Origin of the sequence: Guptibacillus hwajinpoensis, from assembly GCF_001039475.1 — a bacterium.
Classification (GTDB): domain Bacteria; phylum Bacillota; class Bacilli; order Bacillales; family Guptibacillaceae; genus Guptibacillus; species Guptibacillus hwajinpoensis.
On record NZ_LELK01000004.1, the window covers coordinates 695319 to 713248 of the forward strand.

Annotated in this window: 13 protein-coding genes; all 13 read left to right on the plus strand. The window is 39.5% G+C overall.

Annotated elements, in window-relative coordinates; all coding sequences use genetic code 11:
* Window positions 1-483: 483 nt before the first annotated feature.
* Window positions 484-1269, plus strand: coding sequence for an SGNH/GDSL hydrolase family protein (locus AB986_RS21250; RefSeq protein WP_053216187.1), 786 nt, complete (start codon window positions 484-486; stop codon window positions 1267-1269).
* 195 nt (window positions 1270-1464) lie between these two features.
* Window positions 1465-2607 carry a non-hydrolyzing UDP-N-acetylglucosamine 2-epimerase gene (wecB, locus tag AB986_RS13635; protein WP_048311664.1) on the plus strand — a complete coding sequence of 381 codons (1143 nt, stop codon included), beginning with the start codon at window positions 1465-1467 and terminating at the stop codon, window positions 2605-2607.
* Window positions 2608-3001: 394 nt separating this feature from the next.
* Window positions 3002-5089 carry a cell wall-binding repeat-containing protein gene (locus AB986_RS13640; protein ID WP_048311665.1) on the plus strand — a complete coding sequence of 696 codons (2088 nt, stop codon included), beginning with the start codon at window positions 3002-3004 and terminating at the stop codon, window positions 5087-5089.
* Window positions 5090-5133: 44 nt separating this feature from the next.
* The gene (locus tag AB986_RS13645) at window positions 5134-5748 is read left to right on the plus strand and encodes a hypothetical protein (RefSeq protein WP_048311666.1); all 615 of its coding nucleotides are present in this window, start codon (window positions 5134-5136) and stop codon (window positions 5746-5748) included.
* Window positions 5749-6067: 319 nt separating this feature from the next.
* A complete protein-coding gene (locus AB986_RS13650) occupies window positions 6068-6847 on the plus strand; it encodes an ABC transporter permease (protein WP_048311667.1) in 780 nt (259 codons plus the stop codon).
* Window positions 6848-7573, plus strand: coding sequence for an ABC transporter ATP-binding protein (locus tag AB986_RS13655; protein ID WP_048311668.1), 726 nt, complete (start codon window positions 6848-6850; stop codon window positions 7571-7573).
* Window positions 7570-8778 (plus strand): glycosyltransferase, encoded by a 1209-nt coding sequence (locus tag AB986_RS13660; RefSeq protein WP_048311669.1) that lies wholly within the window; start codon window positions 7570-7572, stop codon window positions 8776-8778. Before AB986_RS13655 ends, AB986_RS13660 begins: the two co-directional genes overlap by 4 nt.
* Window positions 8779-8830: 52 nt before the next feature.
* A complete protein-coding gene (locus tag AB986_RS13665) occupies window positions 8831-10114 on the plus strand; it encodes a nucleotide sugar dehydrogenase (protein ID WP_048311670.1) in 1284 nt (427 codons plus the stop codon).
* Window positions 10115-10126: 12 nt separating this feature from the next.
* On the plus strand, window positions 10127-11497 hold the full coding sequence (locus AB986_RS13670; RefSeq protein ID WP_152670993.1) for a nucleotide sugar dehydrogenase: 1371 nt from the start codon (window positions 10127-10129) through the stop codon (window positions 11495-11497).
* Between the two features lie 23 nt (window positions 11498-11520).
* Window positions 11521-13644 carry a glycosyltransferase gene (locus tag AB986_RS13675; RefSeq protein WP_048311672.1) on the plus strand — a complete coding sequence of 708 codons (2124 nt, stop codon included), beginning with the start codon at window positions 11521-11523 and terminating at the stop codon, window positions 13642-13644.
* A 21-nt stretch (window positions 13645-13665) separates the two neighbouring features.
* Entirely contained in the window at window positions 13666-14367 is a 702-nt protein-coding gene (locus tag AB986_RS13680) for a glycosyltransferase (RefSeq protein WP_053216188.1), read from the plus strand.
* Between the two features lie 310 nt (window positions 14368-14677).
* Window positions 14678-16363, plus strand: coding sequence for a methyltransferase domain-containing protein (locus AB986_RS13685; protein ID WP_048311673.1), 1686 nt, complete (start codon window positions 14678-14680; stop codon window positions 16361-16363).
* The gene (locus tag AB986_RS13690) at window positions 16360-17424 is read left to right on the plus strand and encodes a glycosyltransferase family 4 protein (RefSeq protein WP_048311674.1); all 1065 of its coding nucleotides are present in this window, start codon (window positions 16360-16362) and stop codon (window positions 17422-17424) included. Before AB986_RS13685 ends, AB986_RS13690 begins: the two co-directional genes overlap by 4 nt.
* Window positions 17425-17930 lie beyond the last annotated feature (506 nt).

Consider the following 17930-nt stretch of genomic DNA (forward strand, 5'->3'; position numbering starts at 1 on the left):
TCATGAGCGGCTTTTTAATTTAGGCTCTTTTCGTAGCCAATGTTACTAAATCGAGTTAATTTCCGCTTCAGGATGCTCGCTTTCCGCGGGGCGGGACACTTGAGCCTCCTCGTCGCTTACGCTCCTGCGGGGTCTCACCTGTCCCGCTAATTCCGCAGGAGTCGAGCACCTTCCGCTCCAATTAGCTAAGTGTGGATTTATTATATTAAATTCTTTCAAAAGCAACAATCTTTTAGAAAAGAGCCTTTCGTAGACATTGTTGTTATAAGCGTGGGTTAATTTCCGCTTCAGGATGCTTGCTTTCCGCTAGGTGGGCTATGAGCAACTTTCGCTCTAATTAGCTAAGTTTGGTTTTTATATAATAAATCTTTCAAATACAATAATCTATTAGAAAAGAACCTTAATTTATACTTGCAATCATTTTCTTTTTATTACAATAATACTAGTAGATACCATTATTCGACAGATTTTTAGGGGGAAGATATGAAAAATGTAGTATTCCTACTTGCGGTTATTGGCTGCATCGCACTAGTGGGGGCTGGTAAAGTTCATTGGGATGAGAAAATTGAACAGTCTATACAGCCAGTAAGTGCTGAGGAGGAGTCCTCATCTGCAAGTGAAAGCGCAAAGCTAATCGAACAACCTATATCAAATGATGAACTAAAAGGTTTGGTAGCTAATTTTCCTGAACAACTTCAAGAGAAGATGATGAGTTCGAATGAGCCAATTTCCGTTGTTCTGATGGGTTCTGAATCATTTGGAACAAAAGAATCCGGACTTCAATCAATTGTAGAAGAAGGTTTAGCAACTTCCTATTGGGATGGTGCTTTTACTGTAGAGCAATTAACCTTTAAGAAGGAAACAACAGACACAATAGTTGATGGAGAATTATATAAAGATGTCATTGAGAAGAATCCAGACGTCGTATTACTGGAAGCCTTTACGCTTAATGATAATGGGAACGTGACGATTGAAGAAGGTCATGAGAATATATCGACAATTATTTCAAAACTAAGGGAAAGCATTCCCGGAGTTAGTATCATCTTAATGCCATCAAACCCTATTCCAGATCCTCAGTATTATTCTTTTCAAATCAATGCGCTGGGTGAATATGCAGAAGTAAAAGATCTTGTTTATTTGAATCATTGGCAAGAATGGCCTTCTGTAGATGGCGAAAAGATTAAAGATTATGTAAAGGACTATAGACCAAATGATAGAGGATTTGAAGTCTGGGGAGACGCTATTGTAAATTATATGAGTGGAAAGTAAATGAAAACCTTCCTTATTAAAGGGAAGGTTTTTGCTTTTTGTGATCTGTTTTTATAAGATGGAACAGAACGTAATTTTGTAAGAGGTCTATAAATCTACACTTCTCACCGCCCGCCCCGCGGAAATCAACCACAACTCTTATAGAAAAAGCTACAATGTCTAAGGAAAGAACCTAAGGACAAAAGGAGAGTCGACATGGCACCTGTTAAAGTAATGAGTGTTTTTGGGACAAGACCTGAAGCAATTAAAATGGCACCATTGGTGAATGAATTGAAAAAGCATCCCCAATTCATAACTCCACTTGTTGCAGTAACAGCCCAGCATCGGGAAATGCTTGATCAAGTTCTATCTATTTTTGATATCGAACCAGATTATGATTTAAATATTATGAAAAGCAAACAATCGCTTGCAGATATTACAACTCGAGCACTAAATGGGCTCGATGAGATATTGAAAACTGAGAAACCAGATCTCGTTCTTGTACACGGTGATACGACAACGACCTTTGCGGCAAGTTTGGCAGCTTTTTATAATCAAGTTGCGGTAGGTCACGTAGAAGCAGGTCTCCGTTCTCATGATAAATGGTCTCCGTTCCCTGAAGAAATGAACCGTAAGTTAACTGGAGTGCTTGCAGATCTTAATTTTGCCCCTACAATGCGAGCTTACGACAATTTATTAAATGAAGGTAAAGAACAAAATAGCATTTATGTCACAGGAAATACAGCAATCGATGCATTGAAAAATACGGTTCGTTCAGATTATTCTCATCCCTTATTAGAGAAGGTTGCTGGAAAAAGAATGATTTTACTTACATCCCATCGACGCGAGAATCACGGTGAGCCAATGAAGAATATTTTCAAAGCGGTTAATCGAATTGTGAAAGAACATGAAGATGTTCACGTTGTTTTCCCTGTTCATCTAAATCCCATGATTCGTAAATTGGCAGATGAGGTTTTAGGTGGAAACCCAAGAATACACCTCACTGAGCCGCTGGACGTTATCGACTTTCATAATTTCGCTGGAAGAGCTTCATTTATCCTAACAGACTCCGGCGGTGTCCAAGAAGAAGCCCCATCCCTCGGAAGCCCCGTGCTTGTGCTAAGAGAAAATACAGAAAGACCAGAAGGAGTATCCGCTGGGACCCTTAAGCTCGTTGGAACGAATGAAGAAACGATTTATACAACCGCAACAACACTCCTAACTGACGAGGTTGAGTACAATAAGATGTCTAAAGCCTCTAACCCATATGGTGACGGATTAGCATCTAAACGAATTGTCGATGCCATCCTCTACTATTTCAAGTTATCTAACACAAAACCAGCATCATTTGTTGAATAATATTTAGTAAAGAATCATTCTGATATACCAGAATGATTCTTTTTATTAGGATCTTTTAAATAAGCATATTCAAAAAAATTTTTCTTTAAAATATTTGTATAAAGGATCACACGTCATAGTCGATTGGAGCGGAAGGTGCTCGACTCCTGTGGGATTAGCGGGACAGGTGAGACCCCACAGGCACGCCCAAAGCGTGCCGAGGAGGCTCACCGCCCGCCCCACGGAAAGCGAGCACCTGGAGCGGAAATCCCCCACTCTTATAGCAATAAGATTCTCTTAAGATGTTAATTCCCTAGTAGAATACTCTTATTTTAGAAAAGTTATTAAACTAGCATAGAACTCAACCACTCTCTGTAATAAAATGGTATAGAATACCTTGATAGGGGAGTGAACCATGAGGAAACGTTATATTATTAGTAGTTTTATATTTATGTTGATGCTTTTTCAGCTACCGTCATTTGCTAATGCAGAGAAGTTTCTAGTTATTGATCCCGGACATGGAGGGAGCTTTACTGGTACATCAGGCTACTCTGGTGACAAGACAGGCTACTATGAGAAAGTAGGTACGCTCAAGATTGGGTTAAAGCTCAGGGAAGAATTGAAAGGAACAGATATTAAGGTTTTTATGACGCGAGATACCGATCGGGATTTCGCGAATGATTCGAAAGAGGATCTTATTGAAAGAACGAAAGTCGCGAATCAATATGCAAAAGGAAATAATGATAATTCGCTATTCATGTCGATCCATCATAATGCCTATCCGTTTAGTACGCTCGTGAGAGGTTATGAAACGTACTATTATAGTAAAGCGGCTGCATGGGACGAGGAATATCCACCAGATCCTATTCAAGTTGGCTATGAGTCAGAGAGTCGTCGTCTAGCTACTATTGTTCATCCTCACGTTCTGAAAGGAACGGGATTACAAGACAAAGATATACATAACGATCAAGCTTTTTATGTCATTCGTAATGCACAGATGCCTTCAGTACTTGTTGAATTAGGGTATATGTCCAATCCGAATGAAGAAAGCTTACTTAAATCAAGTCGTTTTCAAAATGATGCAGCAGAGTCACTTGCGAAAGCGGCGATTGAATTCTTTAAAGTTTTTGAAGTGAAAGATGAAAAAGGCAAAGTCATTAAACAATTTAAGTCGCAAGATGAAGCGATTAACTATGCTAAGAAATTAGATAACGTGACAGTATTTGATAAAGATAAGCAGAAAACAATTTATGACTCTATTACGAAAAGGTACGAAGTATTTGTTAAAGGAACAGATACTGTTAAAGCATTCACTGAGCTTTCAGATGCTATTCAGTATGCTGACGACCGAACAAATGCAAAAGTAATAGATCAAGAAACAGGTACTGTGAAATGGTCAAACTATCTGTATCGCCCATACCAAATCCAGAATGACAACGGAGTCAGTCAGGGAAGCTACTATGAATTGTCCCAGGCTGTCGCGAGTGCGAAAGTAAAGGACAACATGAAAATCGTCAAACGTTCCTCAGGTGATATTTTATGGACGAACATCTCAGGTGTTGAGATCACGAAGTCAGTGGATGTTTCATCCCTTGCTGGAATTGATCGCTTTGAAACAGCTGTAAAGATATCGAAGGAACTTTATCCGGATGGTTTTAAGGCTAGTAAAGAAGAGAAGACGGTCATACTGACTGACGGGTTCGGGTATGCTGATGCGCTCTCAGTTGGACCTCTTGCTGCCCAATTAGGTAATGCGCCAATTCTTCTTACAAGAACTTCAGCACTAGATTCATTTACTGAAGACGAAATCAAACGATTAGATGCAGATCAAGTTATTCTTATTGGTGGTCCAAATGCTATATCACCATCCGTTGAAACGAAAGTAAAGAAGTTAGGTGTAGCGGTTGAGCGTATTGGTGGAGAGAATCGCTATGAAACGAACTTAATGATTAATAAAAAGTTAGACAATGATGTAGAAGGCGTTTTTGTGGCAAATGGGTACAGCTATGCAGATGCATTAGCAAGTGCTCCAATCGCATCATCAGCTAATTGGTCTATTCTATTGTCTGATAAAGATGGATTATCTGAGCAAGCATTAGCATACCTGGACGGGAAGCAAACGAAGGTTCTTGGTGGGGAGGCTGTTATGTCTCCTACCATTGAACGCCAGCTTTCCGATTTGAACGGAGCGTCAAGTGTTGAACGTTTAGCTGGAGAAGACCGATATGAAACCCTTGCAGCTATTGTAAGTGAATTTAGTAATGAAATGAAGTCAGATCAAGTCCTCCTATCGATAGGGAATGATTTCCCGGATGCGCTTGTATCGTCTTCCTTATCGGTTCAATCAGGTGCCCCGCTAATCCTTGTGAATCAAGATCTAAAGGCATCTGTTCAAGATGCGCTTTGGCAATATGGGCTTGATAATCGTGTGACGTCGCTACTCATCATTGGAGGAAGAGTAGAGGATCGAGCGCAAGATCAAGTGCTGAATCGATTGTATTGATTCATTTCCTATGTAGATTAAAGTCAGATTGTATGGAGGGATCTATGAAGAACACATTAGGAATAGTGATTGCTCTACTGCTTCTCATTACGGCTGGATGTGGCACGGCACCGTTAGAGAATCAAAGCGCAACATCCACAGAAGCAAATGGAGAGGCGAATGAAGTAGACGTTCAATTAACAACATATCGTCCTGAAACAGGGGATACTAAAGTATTCACATCGAATAATGAAACACTTTTTACAGAGGAGATTATAGACCAGGATGATCAATATGTTCAGCGGATCATCACGCTTGGTAGTATGAAGACAACGCAAATTTTAAAGTGGTCTGATGAAAATGTAACAGTCGTTTACGAAGATGAGAGTTCTGGTGGAGATATTGCAAGTATTCTAGATGAATTCGAAGCGATGGAAGAGGTTGATACCCTTGTTGAACAACCATCGGGTGGGTCAGATTTGGAGATATCCAAAGTAGACAGCCTTCAAGTTCCATTCGGAAGTTTTGAGAATGTCTTGAAGGTAAGAAAAGCAGCAGGAGAAGAAGGCATAATCATCACAACGTATTACGCAGAATCGGTCGGACTTATTAAGCAGATCCATGAAACAACAGGTGAAAATCCACAAAAAGAAATTGCAGAACTCTCTTCCATTAAGTAAAACAAGAGAAGCAGCCTAAAGGGTTGCTTTTTCTTTTTTTCGCGAGTTAACAATCCAATCTGCAAAAGATGGTAATTCAGGTTTAATTATGTAAGAATGAGTTGATGATTGCTACTATATGAAAACGTTAAGTTTTTGTAAATTACGGTTGAATAAGGAGGTGTATTGACGAAAAAATGTAGAGAAATGCCCGCTTATCAAGGGTTTTCGATAAGAATTGAGCTTATTTTGTTATAGTAGACGGTTGAAGTGGAATTATATAAACTATATAAAGACGTTTGTAACTATAAATGCAGTTAGATTAGGAGTTAATTGACGAATGTTTAAAAAATTAATCAATGATTGGCGAAACAACAAAGATTTGCTTTATCATCTAACAGTTTCTGAACTCAAATCGAATACAGCAAGAACGTATCTCGGGACGTTATGGTGGATTGTCGATCCCATTTTATATATGGCGATTTATTACTTTCTCGTTGGCGTTATTCTTGGTAAAGGTGGCGACGATTACGCTGTCTATCTTTTCACCGGGTTAATCCCACTGAAATGGGCAACAGCGTGTATGGTTGATGCAACGACAGCAATTTCGTCTAAAGCGAGAATTCTTCAACAAGTATACGTGCCAAAGCTAACGTTTATTTTGGTTAGGCTTGGCGTGAATACATTTAAGTTTCTAGTAAGTTCGTTCATTATGGTTTTATTCCTCTACTTTAGTGGAGTGGACTTAACCGTCAATGCGCTGAATTTCTTTATATTAATCGGATTAAACCTTCTTTTATTGCTCCCAATCATGATTATCATGGCTCATATCGGAGTGTACATGAAAGATATTAAGAACATGATGCAATACATTTCACGAACATTGCTTTATTTATCTCCTGTTCTTTTCAGAATGGAGGATGTCCCTGATAGACTGCGAGAACTGCTTTACTTAAATCCATTCACAAATTTCCTAGTCTCTTACAGAAATATCTTCTTATACAAAGGACAACCTCTTTGGGACAATCTCTTCATTATTCTAGCTTTTTCATTAGTCCTGTTGTTCATCGGACTTCGCATTTTGAACAAATACGACAAACAATACGCTAAGGTGATTTAATTGAAAAAGGACATCATTGAACTTAATAACATATGGGTTTCCTATCCTGAACACTCGGATAATCCAATTAAACAATTAATTAGTAAAGACAAAAAGCAGTTCTGGGCATTAAAGGGACTTGATTTCACTGTTAAAAAAGGAGAAGTGCTCGGTATTATTGGTCGTAATGGATCTGGTAAGAGTACGCTTTTGAAACTGATGAGTGGCTTGATTGAACCTGATAAGGGTGATTACCATGTAGAAGGAAAGCGTCCAATGTTGCTTTCACTTGGCGCGGGTTTTCAGCCGGAATTATCAGGAATTGAGAATATCTATCTAAATGCTCTCCTTCTAGGAAATCGCAAAAAGAAAATCGATGACAATCTTGAATCGATCATTGAATTTTCTGAATTAGACGATTTTATTTATAAGCCTGTAAGAACCTACTCTTCAGGAATGAAGGCTAGACTTGCCTTCTCCACTGCGATCATGCTTGATCCTGAAATTTTATTAATAGATGAGGTTCTGGGCGTTGGTGATTCTGCTTTTCAAAAGAAATGTAAGGATGCGATTCTGGAGAAAATCCAACAAGAACGGACAGTTATACTTGTTACGCACTCCTCAGGGCTCGTGAAGCAAATTTGCGATCGGGTTGTTTGGATTCATCGCGGTGAACAGAAAGCTGTTGGTGAAACTAAGGAAATCGTTGATCAGTACGATGAATTCATGAAGGCAAAACGCAAATGAAGCAGATTCTTATGGTTCTGTTTAAAGACATTGAATACGATGCGAGGGTACAGCGTGAAGCGATTGCCCTTGCAGACAGTGGATATGAGGTAACGATTTGCTGCTTGAATGAGCACGATACAGAGCCTCCTTTCTTGCATGAGTTGATTACGATACACAAGTTGTCGATCTCAACAAAGCAGGCAAAGAAAGGAATGGTGGCCGGACCATCAAGAAAGCCATCCTTCGTAACGAAAGTAGTGAGGAGTCCACTAATTAAACTCGCGAAAGATCAGTATGCCGGGTACGAATTCTACACTAAAGTAAAGCAGGTAATGGGTGGTCATCAAATTGATGCTGTTCACTGTCATGATTTAAATACACTCCCTGCGGGGAAACGTTTGGCTGCCCACTTTGGGGGTAAGTTAGTGTATGACTCACATGAACTTTTTAATGAAATGACTGGAAGAAATAATGTGGATCGACGCTACGGTTACTTTATTGAAGGGAAGTTACTTAAAAAAGTCGATCGCCTCATTTCGGTTAACCCATTTTTGTTAGATAAATTTAAGAAGAGATACGGTGAATTACCACCTTCTATTTATTTGCAGAATATCCCACTGTTAAGAGACGAAAAGGATAGGAAAAACAATCAGTATTTCCACCATCTTTACGGATTAAGCACAGATAAAATTGTCCTTTTGTATCAGGGGGGCTTCTCAAGAAATAGAGGCATTGAGCTTTGTGTGAATGCAATGAAGCAATTGGATGAACAATATCATCTCGTTCTACTTGGTGATGGCGATATAAAAGGGGATCTTGAAAAGCTGGTTACAGAAAATCATCTTGATTCTCGCGTTCATTTTCATCCTAAAGTATCACCTGCAGAAATTCTTTCACTTACGAAAGAAGCGGATATCGGTCTCGTGATGTATGAAAATGTTAGTGAAAATAATTATTACTCGACACCGAACAAAATATTCGAATACATGCTTATGGGACTTCCGGTAGTATCTTCTAATCATCCAGGGAAAGCTTATTTACTAGAGGAATATGATTTTGGTTTAGCCGTTGATGAAACCGAAGATGCCATTGTTAGAGCAATCAAAGCGATTGGGCAAAGAAGAGACTATTATGTTCAAAAATGTCACGAAGCAAGTAAAGTGTTGAATTGGCCGAATGAATCACGCAAGCTCACTCATATGTACAATGAGTTGCTTCCTTAGATCATCACGAGCTAATTCAGAAGTTGAGTACTGTAAGTGAGGAGTTGTAAAGATGAAACTTGTCGTAATGGGCTTAGGATACATTGGCCTTCCTACCGCTGTGATGTTCGCAAAGCATGGTGTTAAGGTTCATGGTGTCGATATAAATGAACAAGTAGTTGAGACGTTACAGAATAAGGCGCTTCATATTGAAGAGCCTGGGCTAGGTGAGATGCTTGTTGAAGCAATTGATTCTGGTAACTTAACGTTTGGCACAACACCGGTACCTGCAGATGGCTTTATTATTGCAGTTCCGACTCCAGTTAATCCTGACAAAAGTGCAAACTTGAACTACGTTAGGTCTGCAACAAAGATGATTAATCCATTTTTACAAAAGGACAATCTTGTTGTTCTTGAATCAACAAGCCCACCTGGAACAACATTGAAGGTTCTTGCGCCTATTCTTGAGGAAACAGGATTAAAGGTTGGTAAAGATCTTCATGTAGCTTACTCCCCTGAACGGGTCTTACCTGGTAAGCTGCTAGAGGAACTTGTGAATAACAACCGCATTGTAGGAGGAGTTAATGCTAAGTCGAGCATAATGACGGAGCGAATTTACAAAATCTTTGTAAAAGGAATTATTCACCAAACTGATGCAACGACAGCAGAAATGGTAAAATTAATGGAGAACACCTATCGTGATGTGAACATTGCGCTCGCAAATGAGCTAGCACGAATTGCAGAAAATGTTGGTTGCGATATTTGGAAAGCTGTTGAATTAGCTAACTGTCACCCAAGAGTGAATGTGCATTCGCCTGGTCCTGGTGTTGGTGGTCACTGCATCGCTGTTGACCCATGGTTTCTTGTTGAAGCTAGTCCAGAAGATGCGACGCTAATTAGAACAGCACGATCCATTAATGATGGTGTTCCAGAAATTGTTGCAACCCAAATCAAGGAGTGCATTGATGGTATAGATCAACCCAAAGTGGCGCTACTTGGACTAGCTTATAAAGGAAATATTGGCGATGCTCGTGAAAGTCCATCGATCACTATTTTGCAACACTTACAAGAGATGGGAATTAGCTGTTCTGTTCATGATCCATATGTTCTAGATAAACGAATTACTAATCAATGTGAGACAGTCGAACAAACTGTACAAGATGCCGATTGTCTTGTGCTGCTGACAGATCACAATGAGTATAAAGAGCTTGATTTAAAAGCACTTACGCCTCTCATGCGTCATGCTTTACTCTATGATACAAAGAACATGATCGATAAAGAGAAAGCAGAACGTGCTGGATTTAAGTATGAAAAAGTGGGTAAATCCCAAATCAACACGAATTTATTACATTTATAAAGGATGAATGAGATGAAGGAATCTTTGCTAAATAAGTTTGAAACAGGTAATGCACGTGTTGGGGTTATTGGACTAGGATATGTAGGACTTCCGCTTGCTGTGGAAATGGCTCAAAAAGGCTTTGAAGTATATGGAATCGATGTATCTACAGAAAAAATGGACATTCTAAGTAAAGGGAAGAGTTATGTGATGGATATTTCCGATGAGCAAGTTGAAGCGATCATCGGTAAAAACTTCTTCCCTGGTGATGACTTTTCTGTTCTTTCTAAGCTTGATGCTGTAAGCATTTGTGTTCCTACACCGCTTGCAAAGACGAAAGAACCAGATGTATCGTATATCAATGCTGTTGTAGAAAAGTTAGTTGAGTATATGACAGAAGGCACACTTGTTGTTCTTGAAAGTACAACGTACCCTGGAACAACAGATGAGTTAATTAAAGCTGTTATTGAAGAACAAACTTCTTTCCGTGCTGGAGAAGATTTCTTCCTCTGTTTCTCACCTGAACGTGTCGATCCAGGTAACCAGCAATTTAATACGAAGAACACACCAAAAGTACTTGGTGGCGCAACAAAGCCATGCCTTGAACTAGGTGTTGCTCTCTACAGTTCTTTCCTTGAAAACATCGTTCCTGTTAGCTCAACGAGCGTGGCAGAAATGGTGAAGTTGCTTGAAAACACGTTCCGTAGTGTTAACATCGGACTAGTTAACGAACTTACAATGATGTGTGATCGAATGGGGATTAATGCGTGGGAAGTAATTGATGCCGCAGCGACAAAACCATTCGGTTACATGCCATTCTATCCTGGACCAGGGATTGGCGGACACTGTATCCCGCTTGATCCAGCTTATCTTTCTTGGAAAGCAAAAATGTTTAACTTCTACAACCGATTCATTGAGCTTGCAAGCGATGTGAATGGGAATATGCCAAGATATGCTCTTAACCAAGCAGCAGATATCTTAAACGATAATGAGAAGTCGATTAAAGGTTCTAAGATCTTTATCCTTGGTATGGCTTATAAGAAAAACATTGATGACCTTCGTGAATCTCCTGCACTTGAAATTTATCGCCTTCTTGAAGACAAGGGAGCTCATGTGTATTACCATGATCCGTTTGTATCTAGCTTCAAGAATGGAGATGAAGTGGTTTATTCCGTTGAGCTGAACGACCAGAATCTAGATGACGCTGATTTGGTAGTGATTGCAACTGACCATACAACAGTGGATTACGATTATGTGATTAGTCGTTCTAAGCTTATCTATGATACGCGGAATGTGACGAAGAACTACAAAGATTCGAAAGGTAAAGTAACGCTTCTAGGCGGACAGCAGAACTTTGATTTACCTACGAATGTTGAAGAAAATTCTAGCGTCAATCCAAAGTAATTGAAGTAAAAGGAGAATTCTGAATGAATTTTGATGTTAGCCCATTTTATACAGAAAATATAACAGTTTCGGTTAATGAGGGTTGCTTAAATAATAAATTGGTTTCACAGGGGAAAAAAGCGAATTCCCTTCTAGTTCTTTCTGGAAATGGGGAAACACAATCTTCACTAGAACTTGTAAAGCTTGATCAACAGGTCATTGAACTCGTTCGTTATGATGAGGAACTGCAAACCAAAAGTGAAATGTACCAAACATTGCCGCGTGAACTTCGTGAAAAAGTAACGCTACAACAGAGTAATTTCTATGATTCAGAAATACTTCGATCTTACAATTCAGATATGGTTATTCTCGAAGGATCGTTTACAAAGCGTTTCTTTGAAGAAGCTTTTCTGAAAGGTGTTCATACGCTTCTAGCAGATGAACTAAACGGATCCGTAGCAGTGAAACTGCCGTTAAATGTTAATATTACTGAAGACATCTCAGAAGTCGTTCTTTGTTTAAATCAATTTTTCATCGCAACTTCAATGGGATTTGAAGATGGCTACTTCTACTTTATAGGTGAACCAAGGACTGTACTTTCTGAGGAACGAATCAAGCAAGAAGTAACAAGCGATCTTCTCGCATCGATTTTGAAACTGGAGAAATCACTGCAGAAGTTGAATGTGACTCAGCAAGAAGTACAGACAAAAAATGAAGACGAGGAAGACGCTATTGCGAAAGCAGTAGCGAACCAAAATCTTGAACAGATGATTCAACAGCAATTCCAGATTCGCGAACTTAAACAACAGTTGAAGAGTGTGAAGAATGAAACAACTAAGAAAGATAAACAGCTTGCTCGCGTAACCCAGAGGTACAATCGAGCTCAGCATATCGTCAATCATATGAATTCTAATGCCTCCGCAAGGTACCTAATCGGTGATGCGGTTATGGGATCTTCGAAATCTTTCGGTCGAGCCATTCGCCTTCCGAAGCGTCTACTTCGGATTTATCGCGATGCGAAGAGTGGTAAGTTAGGACGGAATATAAATGGTTCAGGTTCGTTTGAGGTTGAACCAATTGATGATGGAAATGCAATTCTCTTTGTACCTACAAACGGAGCTGGTCTTGGTCATTTAACGCGCTTACTTGCGATTGCAAGACGAGTGAAGCGAATCGACCCATCTAAGAAAATCATTTTTCACACAACAAGTTCTGCGATGCACTTAATTCTACAGGAAGGTTTTCTCGGATATCATTTACCTTCGAAAATGCTATTTCCAAAGGAAATGAGTGCAAAGCAATGGAATGCTATGTTGCGTGACCATCTTGAAACCGTGATTAGTATCCACCAACCAGAGACGATTGTGTTTGATGGTGCATTTCCATATGCGGGTCTTGTGGCTTCAATGCGTAAGAAAGATGGCCTTAGGAAAATTTGGGTCAAGCGTGGACAGCATAAAGAAGGTAAGGCTGAGCTTGTTGAATCGAAGGAAAGTGAATTCGACGAAGTGTATGTACCTGGTGAAGCTGGTGGGGAAAACAGTTTACGTAAAGAAGGTATTAAAACGTACTGTGAACCAGTCCTGTATCTTGATCGAGAAGAGCTTAAGGACCGAGAAAGTGTCCGTAGGCAATGGAATATTCCAGAAGGCATGAAGATGGTTTACGTGCAGCTAGGTGCAGGTAAAATCAACGACATTCACTCCACCATTTCAATCTTGCTCAATGAGCTACTAAAGAGAGACGATGTTTTTGTGGTCATCGGCGAATCCATTATTGGTAACCGAATGGATCTTAAGATGGATCGTGTCCTTACGCTAAGGGATTATCCCAACTCGATTTATTTCAATGCGTTTGATCTAATCGTTACTGCGACTGGATACAACACGTTCCATGAAGTGATGTACTTTGGAGTCCCTTCAATCTTAATTCCAAATGAAAACACGAAAACAGATGATCAAGTAGCTAGAGCAATGATCGCTGGAAATGCTGGGGCTGCAATTGTATTAAGAGAACCTGGAGCTTCTGACTTTGAACAAGCGATTGAAAAAGCGTTAGATGAAGATAACAATCGCGACATGAGGAAGAATGCACTTGCTCTTATGAAAGAAAATGGTGCTCAGCAAATGGCTGAAATGATTGTGGCCAATGTCGTAGCAAACAACTAGAATATTTTTGGGAGAGTGATGATGGTGAAACGTAAGATCTTAGTACCAATCGCATTTAATAACTGGGCATTAACTGATGTGAATGACAACCGTTTGACGAAGGAATGGATTGATCACCGCATGGGGATCTTTATGAAATATACGTGTAAAAGTCTTAAAGCTCAAACGAATCAAGACTTTACGACGATCCTTCAATATGATCAGCGCTCAGAAGAACATGTATTAAACGCTCTTAAACAACATGATCCACTTCCTGAAAACATTAAGTTTGTGCCTAAAAATGCTTATAACAAAACACTTGAACGAGAAATCCAGGATTATGATGAAGTGTATTTTGCTCGAATTGATTCTGATGATATGTACCATAAAGGTTACTTTGAATTTCTTAAGAATCACGAACCACAAGAAGGTACTGAGGCTCTCATCAATCAGTATGGCTACTTCTATGACGAGTATTCAGATAAAGTGGCGACTGCAAAGATCCAGTCTCCTCCTTTCTACACGTTAATTTATAACGTAGCTGAGTACCTTGAAGGAAAGCGCCACCCTGTAAAAGGACATCTATCTGTTCATAACTTAAATCATGAATTGTTAGAGCCTAGAAACTATGTACAGGTAATTCACTCCAATAATATGTCGACGTCATTTGAAAACCGATATATTGATGGGCTGATTGAAGATGAGAATGAGAAAAATCAAATTCTCAGTAATTTCTGGGGATAATATTCTTGAGATTGAAAGCTGTCGGAGTAGCTCTTCCGACAGCTTTTTCAATTATTTCTTTCGATTGTTTAACGAATTAGGACACTAGCCTTTTTTGAACATGCTGAATCATATATAATTCTAATAAATGGTATTCAATTAATAAGGCTGTTTTCATAGACGTTGTTGCTTTAGCGATAAGAGTAACGGTTAATTTCCGCTCCAATCAACTATGAAGTGTGATTTTTTTCAAGAACTCTTTCAAAAACAACAACCTTTTAGAAAAGAGCCATTAATAAACTGCATGTGCAGTAAAAATCAGGAGAATGGCATGTTAAAAAATCAGTTAGAACACCTGAAAAGTGAACGTCTTTCTTTACCTAAATCTCAAATAGCCAGGCTAAGATGGTGTGGCTCTAGAGCTTCAGGTCGTCATATCCTCCAAATTAGTCAATCACCAGGGATCTTGTCCCTTATAAATAAGGATGATGAGTTAGATATGGTTAATCTATTCCATCCAGATCGCTCAGGAATAATTGATCAGTCATTTAGCAGTTGTTCGTCTTTCTGGACGGGAAACGTATCCGATCACATCCCTTTTCCTACAAACTATTTTGACACGGTCATTATTGATGAACGTCTCGAAGCTATAGCGGACACTGAAAATATAGAGAATGTAAAAAGATTGCTTAAACCAAACGGGAAAATCATTGTTACTCATAAACTTAGAGAAGCTCTTCATTTATCAAAGCAATGGACCTCTCTGTTAACTGCGTTTGAAGAACTTGATAAACGTGTTGATGCAGAATATGTGAATTGGGTTGGGAGAAACACAGATCCGCCAAAAGGAAAAGTAGAGCAAATTCTATGTGAAATAAAAGGCCAAATCGATCAAATTGATGAAGAGGTAGAATTGAAGATTCAAGCAGCTCTTCAATCCAAAAAAGAAGCTGAGTTAGCACGGTTGGAAGAAGAGAGTAAGCTTAAGATGAGTATTCCTTTTATGAGGAAAAAACTGCAAGACCAGGTGGAGTTAATGGAGCTCAGCCATAAAGAGAAGCTAGAACTTATACCTCATTCAAAAGAGGTTAACCTACATACAAAAACCATGGATCAACATACAGTAGTGTCTAATTATTTTAGTAACGAGAACGTCACAATTGTGATGGGAGAAGCAGAGTACTACAGTGAAAATAGTCTTAAATTTTCCCATCAACTAACGCGCTCTCTACTGAATAAAGGTTCTCAGGTTATTTATGTTTCTAGTGAAGAACAACATACGATACAGCCAGTTTTTAATGAAGCAAGTAAGTTATGGCAAATCAGTCAGAAAGAATTCTGGGAACTTGTTTCTTTCTTCAAACAACCGACGTTAGTCATAACAGAAGCAGCTCTTCAGCTAGCCAAAAAAATAGGTCGCCTTCAATGGAAAAGATGGGGGATCTATTATTTTAATGCATCGGATATATCGTCTCAGAGTGAGGCTCACTCATTTTTAGTTGATACGCTTCAACCAGATCACTTTATTGCTGGAATGGGGAGTATGGTTCCTTTTGAAGCAATAGAAGAGAGTCGCCTTCCCAAATATGAAGGCTCTACTGAAACTACGAAACGAATCGTAGGTTTTATTGGAGACTTAGCGAAGGATCATTTAAATTACAATCTTCTAAAGCAATTGCTAGTGGCAAATGCAGATCTAACCATTGAATTAATCGGCTACAATGTTCCAGAAACCAAGCCTATTCGCTCAAACAGATTGAAAATTCGAGAGTACACGCATTGTGATGAAGTGACGAAACGGATCCAAAGGTGGACTGGTGGAATCGTACCACTTTCTCATCAAGCTCAAAACGCGGCTATTCGAATGATGCATGCGATTGGTTTACCGATTTATGATATCAAGGATTGGAGCGATCCCATCCAAGAGAACGATTTCTTACGTTCTACAAATGTGGAAACAATGAGTGATGGTATAGAGCAGTGTCTCCATTCAGGTGAAAGGGGAGGCAGTCTATGAAAATACTTTATATCTACCGCTATTTACTGCTTGGCGGTGTTACTACGCAACTCGCAAACAGACTTGGTTATTTACGAAATGTTAGCGATCCCCATTTTGTCTTTTTATCAGACCATGGGGGAAGAACAGCATTTGGAGATTATGAGAAATTGAAGGTTCTATCAGAGCCTGCTCCTATATACGAGTATATTACCAAGCTGCAATTTGATTTAATTATTGCGATTGATACGAAAGAAATAACAGACTACTTAATCGAACAAAAATGTCAAACGCCAATCATCCAGGAAGTTCATGGTATATCATATAAGCTTAACTACTTAGTCGAAGAGGATTCGAACGCTTTTCAGGGCTATATTGTACCTTCATCATTTAGCAAAGAACGAATCATAGAAGATTACCATGCACCAGAGGAAAAGACCTTTGTGATTCCGAACTGTTTGGATACGACCCTCTTTACTCCAAGAAAGACAGAATTGATCACCAATAAGAAGATCATTTGTTGGGTAGGAAAGTTAAACGATCACAAAAATTGGGTTGGATTTCTCGATCTAGCTGAAAAACTTGCGCAATATCGAGATGACTGTGTTTTCTGGATTGTGGGTGGTGAGACGGCTTCACTGAAAGCAACAAAGCATTTCCTTGATGAAGTAAATAAGCGTACGGTGAGTATTAACTGGATTGATCGAATGGAGTATAGTGAAATGCCTGAACTCTATTCTATGGTCGCCGAAAGTGGAGGCTGTACCGTTAGTACTTCTAAAGGAGAATCCTTTGGGATGAGCTTAATTGAAGCAATGGCTTGTGGATGCCCTGCAGTAGCGCCTACAGTTGGAGCCATTCCTGAGATTTACACTGAAACGCTTGAACGGCTAACTTATGAACTCCACGATATTGATTCTTGTGCAACGATTGTGAATCATCTTCTAGATGACGCTAATGAAAGATCTGTACAAATAAGTAATGGTTTGACCAAAGTGCGGTCGCATTATTCAATTGAACATGTGGTTTCCCGCTATTATGACTTACTTCATAAGCTAACCAAAACGCAAGAAATCTGGTGACCTCACCAGGTTTCTTCTTTTGGAGTGGAAATTACGATCTCATTTATATCAACAACGTCTATGAAAAGAGTCTCTCTAAAAGGTTTTAGTTTTGAGATTGGTTTTAATTAAAGAGCAATACTTCTCTAATTGGAGCGGAAGGATGCTCGACTCCTGCGGGACTAGCGGGACAGGTGAGACCCCACAGGCACGCCCAAGCGTGCTGAGGAGGCTCACCGCCCGCCCCGCGGAAAGCAAGCATCCTGGAGCGGAAATTACGATCTCATTTATATCAACAACGTCTATGAAAAGAGTCTCTCTTAAAGGTTTTAGTTTTGAGATTGGTTTTAATTAAAGAGCAATACTTCTCTAATTGGAGCGGAAGGATGCTCTACTCCTGCGGGACTAGCGGGACAGGTGAGACCCCACAGGCACGCCCAAGCGTGCTGAGGAGGCTCACCGCCCGCCCCGCGGAAAGCGAGCATTCTGGAGCGGAAATTACGCTCTCATTTAAAGAAACAAATGTT

Bases quoted from the DNA above. Each gene is read 5' to 3' on its own strand.
- AB986_RS21250 (WP_053216187.1), top strand. From the start codon at position 484: ATGAAAAATGTAGTATTCCTACTTGCGGTTATTGGCTGCATCGCACTA.
- wecB (WP_048311664.1), top strand. From the start codon at position 1,465: ATGGCACCTGTTAAAGTAATGAGTGTTTTTGGGACAAGACCTGAAGCA.
- AB986_RS13640 (WP_048311665.1), top strand. From the start codon at position 3,002: ATGAGGAAACGTTATATTATTAGTAGTTTTATATTTATGTTGATGCTT.
- AB986_RS13645 (WP_048311666.1), top strand. From the start codon at position 5,134: ATGAAGAACACATTAGGAATAGTGATTGCTCTACTGCTTCTCATTACG.
- AB986_RS13650 (WP_048311667.1), top strand. From the start codon at position 6,068: ATGTTTAAAAAATTAATCAATGATTGGCGAAACAACAAAGATTTGCTT.
- AB986_RS13660 (WP_048311669.1), top strand. From the start codon at position 7,570: ATGAAGCAGATTCTTATGGTTCTGTTTAAAGACATTGAATACGATGCG.
- AB986_RS13665 (WP_048311670.1), top strand. From the start codon at position 8,831: ATGAAACTTGTCGTAATGGGCTTAGGATACATTGGCCTTCCTACCGCT.
- AB986_RS13670 (WP_152670993.1), top strand. From the start codon at position 10,127: ATGAAGGAATCTTTGCTAAATAAGTTTGAAACAGGTAATGCACGTGTT.
- AB986_RS13675 (WP_048311672.1), top strand. From the start codon at position 11,521: ATGAATTTTGATGTTAGCCCATTTTATACAGAAAATATAACAGTTTCG.
- AB986_RS13680 (WP_053216188.1), top strand. From the start codon at position 13,666: ATGGTGAAACGTAAGATCTTAGTACCAATCGCATTTAATAACTGGGCA.
- AB986_RS13685 (WP_048311673.1), top strand. From the start codon at position 14,678: ATGTTAAAAAATCAGTTAGAACACCTGAAAAGTGAACGTCTTTCTTTA.
- AB986_RS13690 (WP_048311674.1), top strand. From the start codon at position 16,360: ATGAAAATACTTTATATCTACCGCTATTTACTGCTTGGCGGTGTTACT.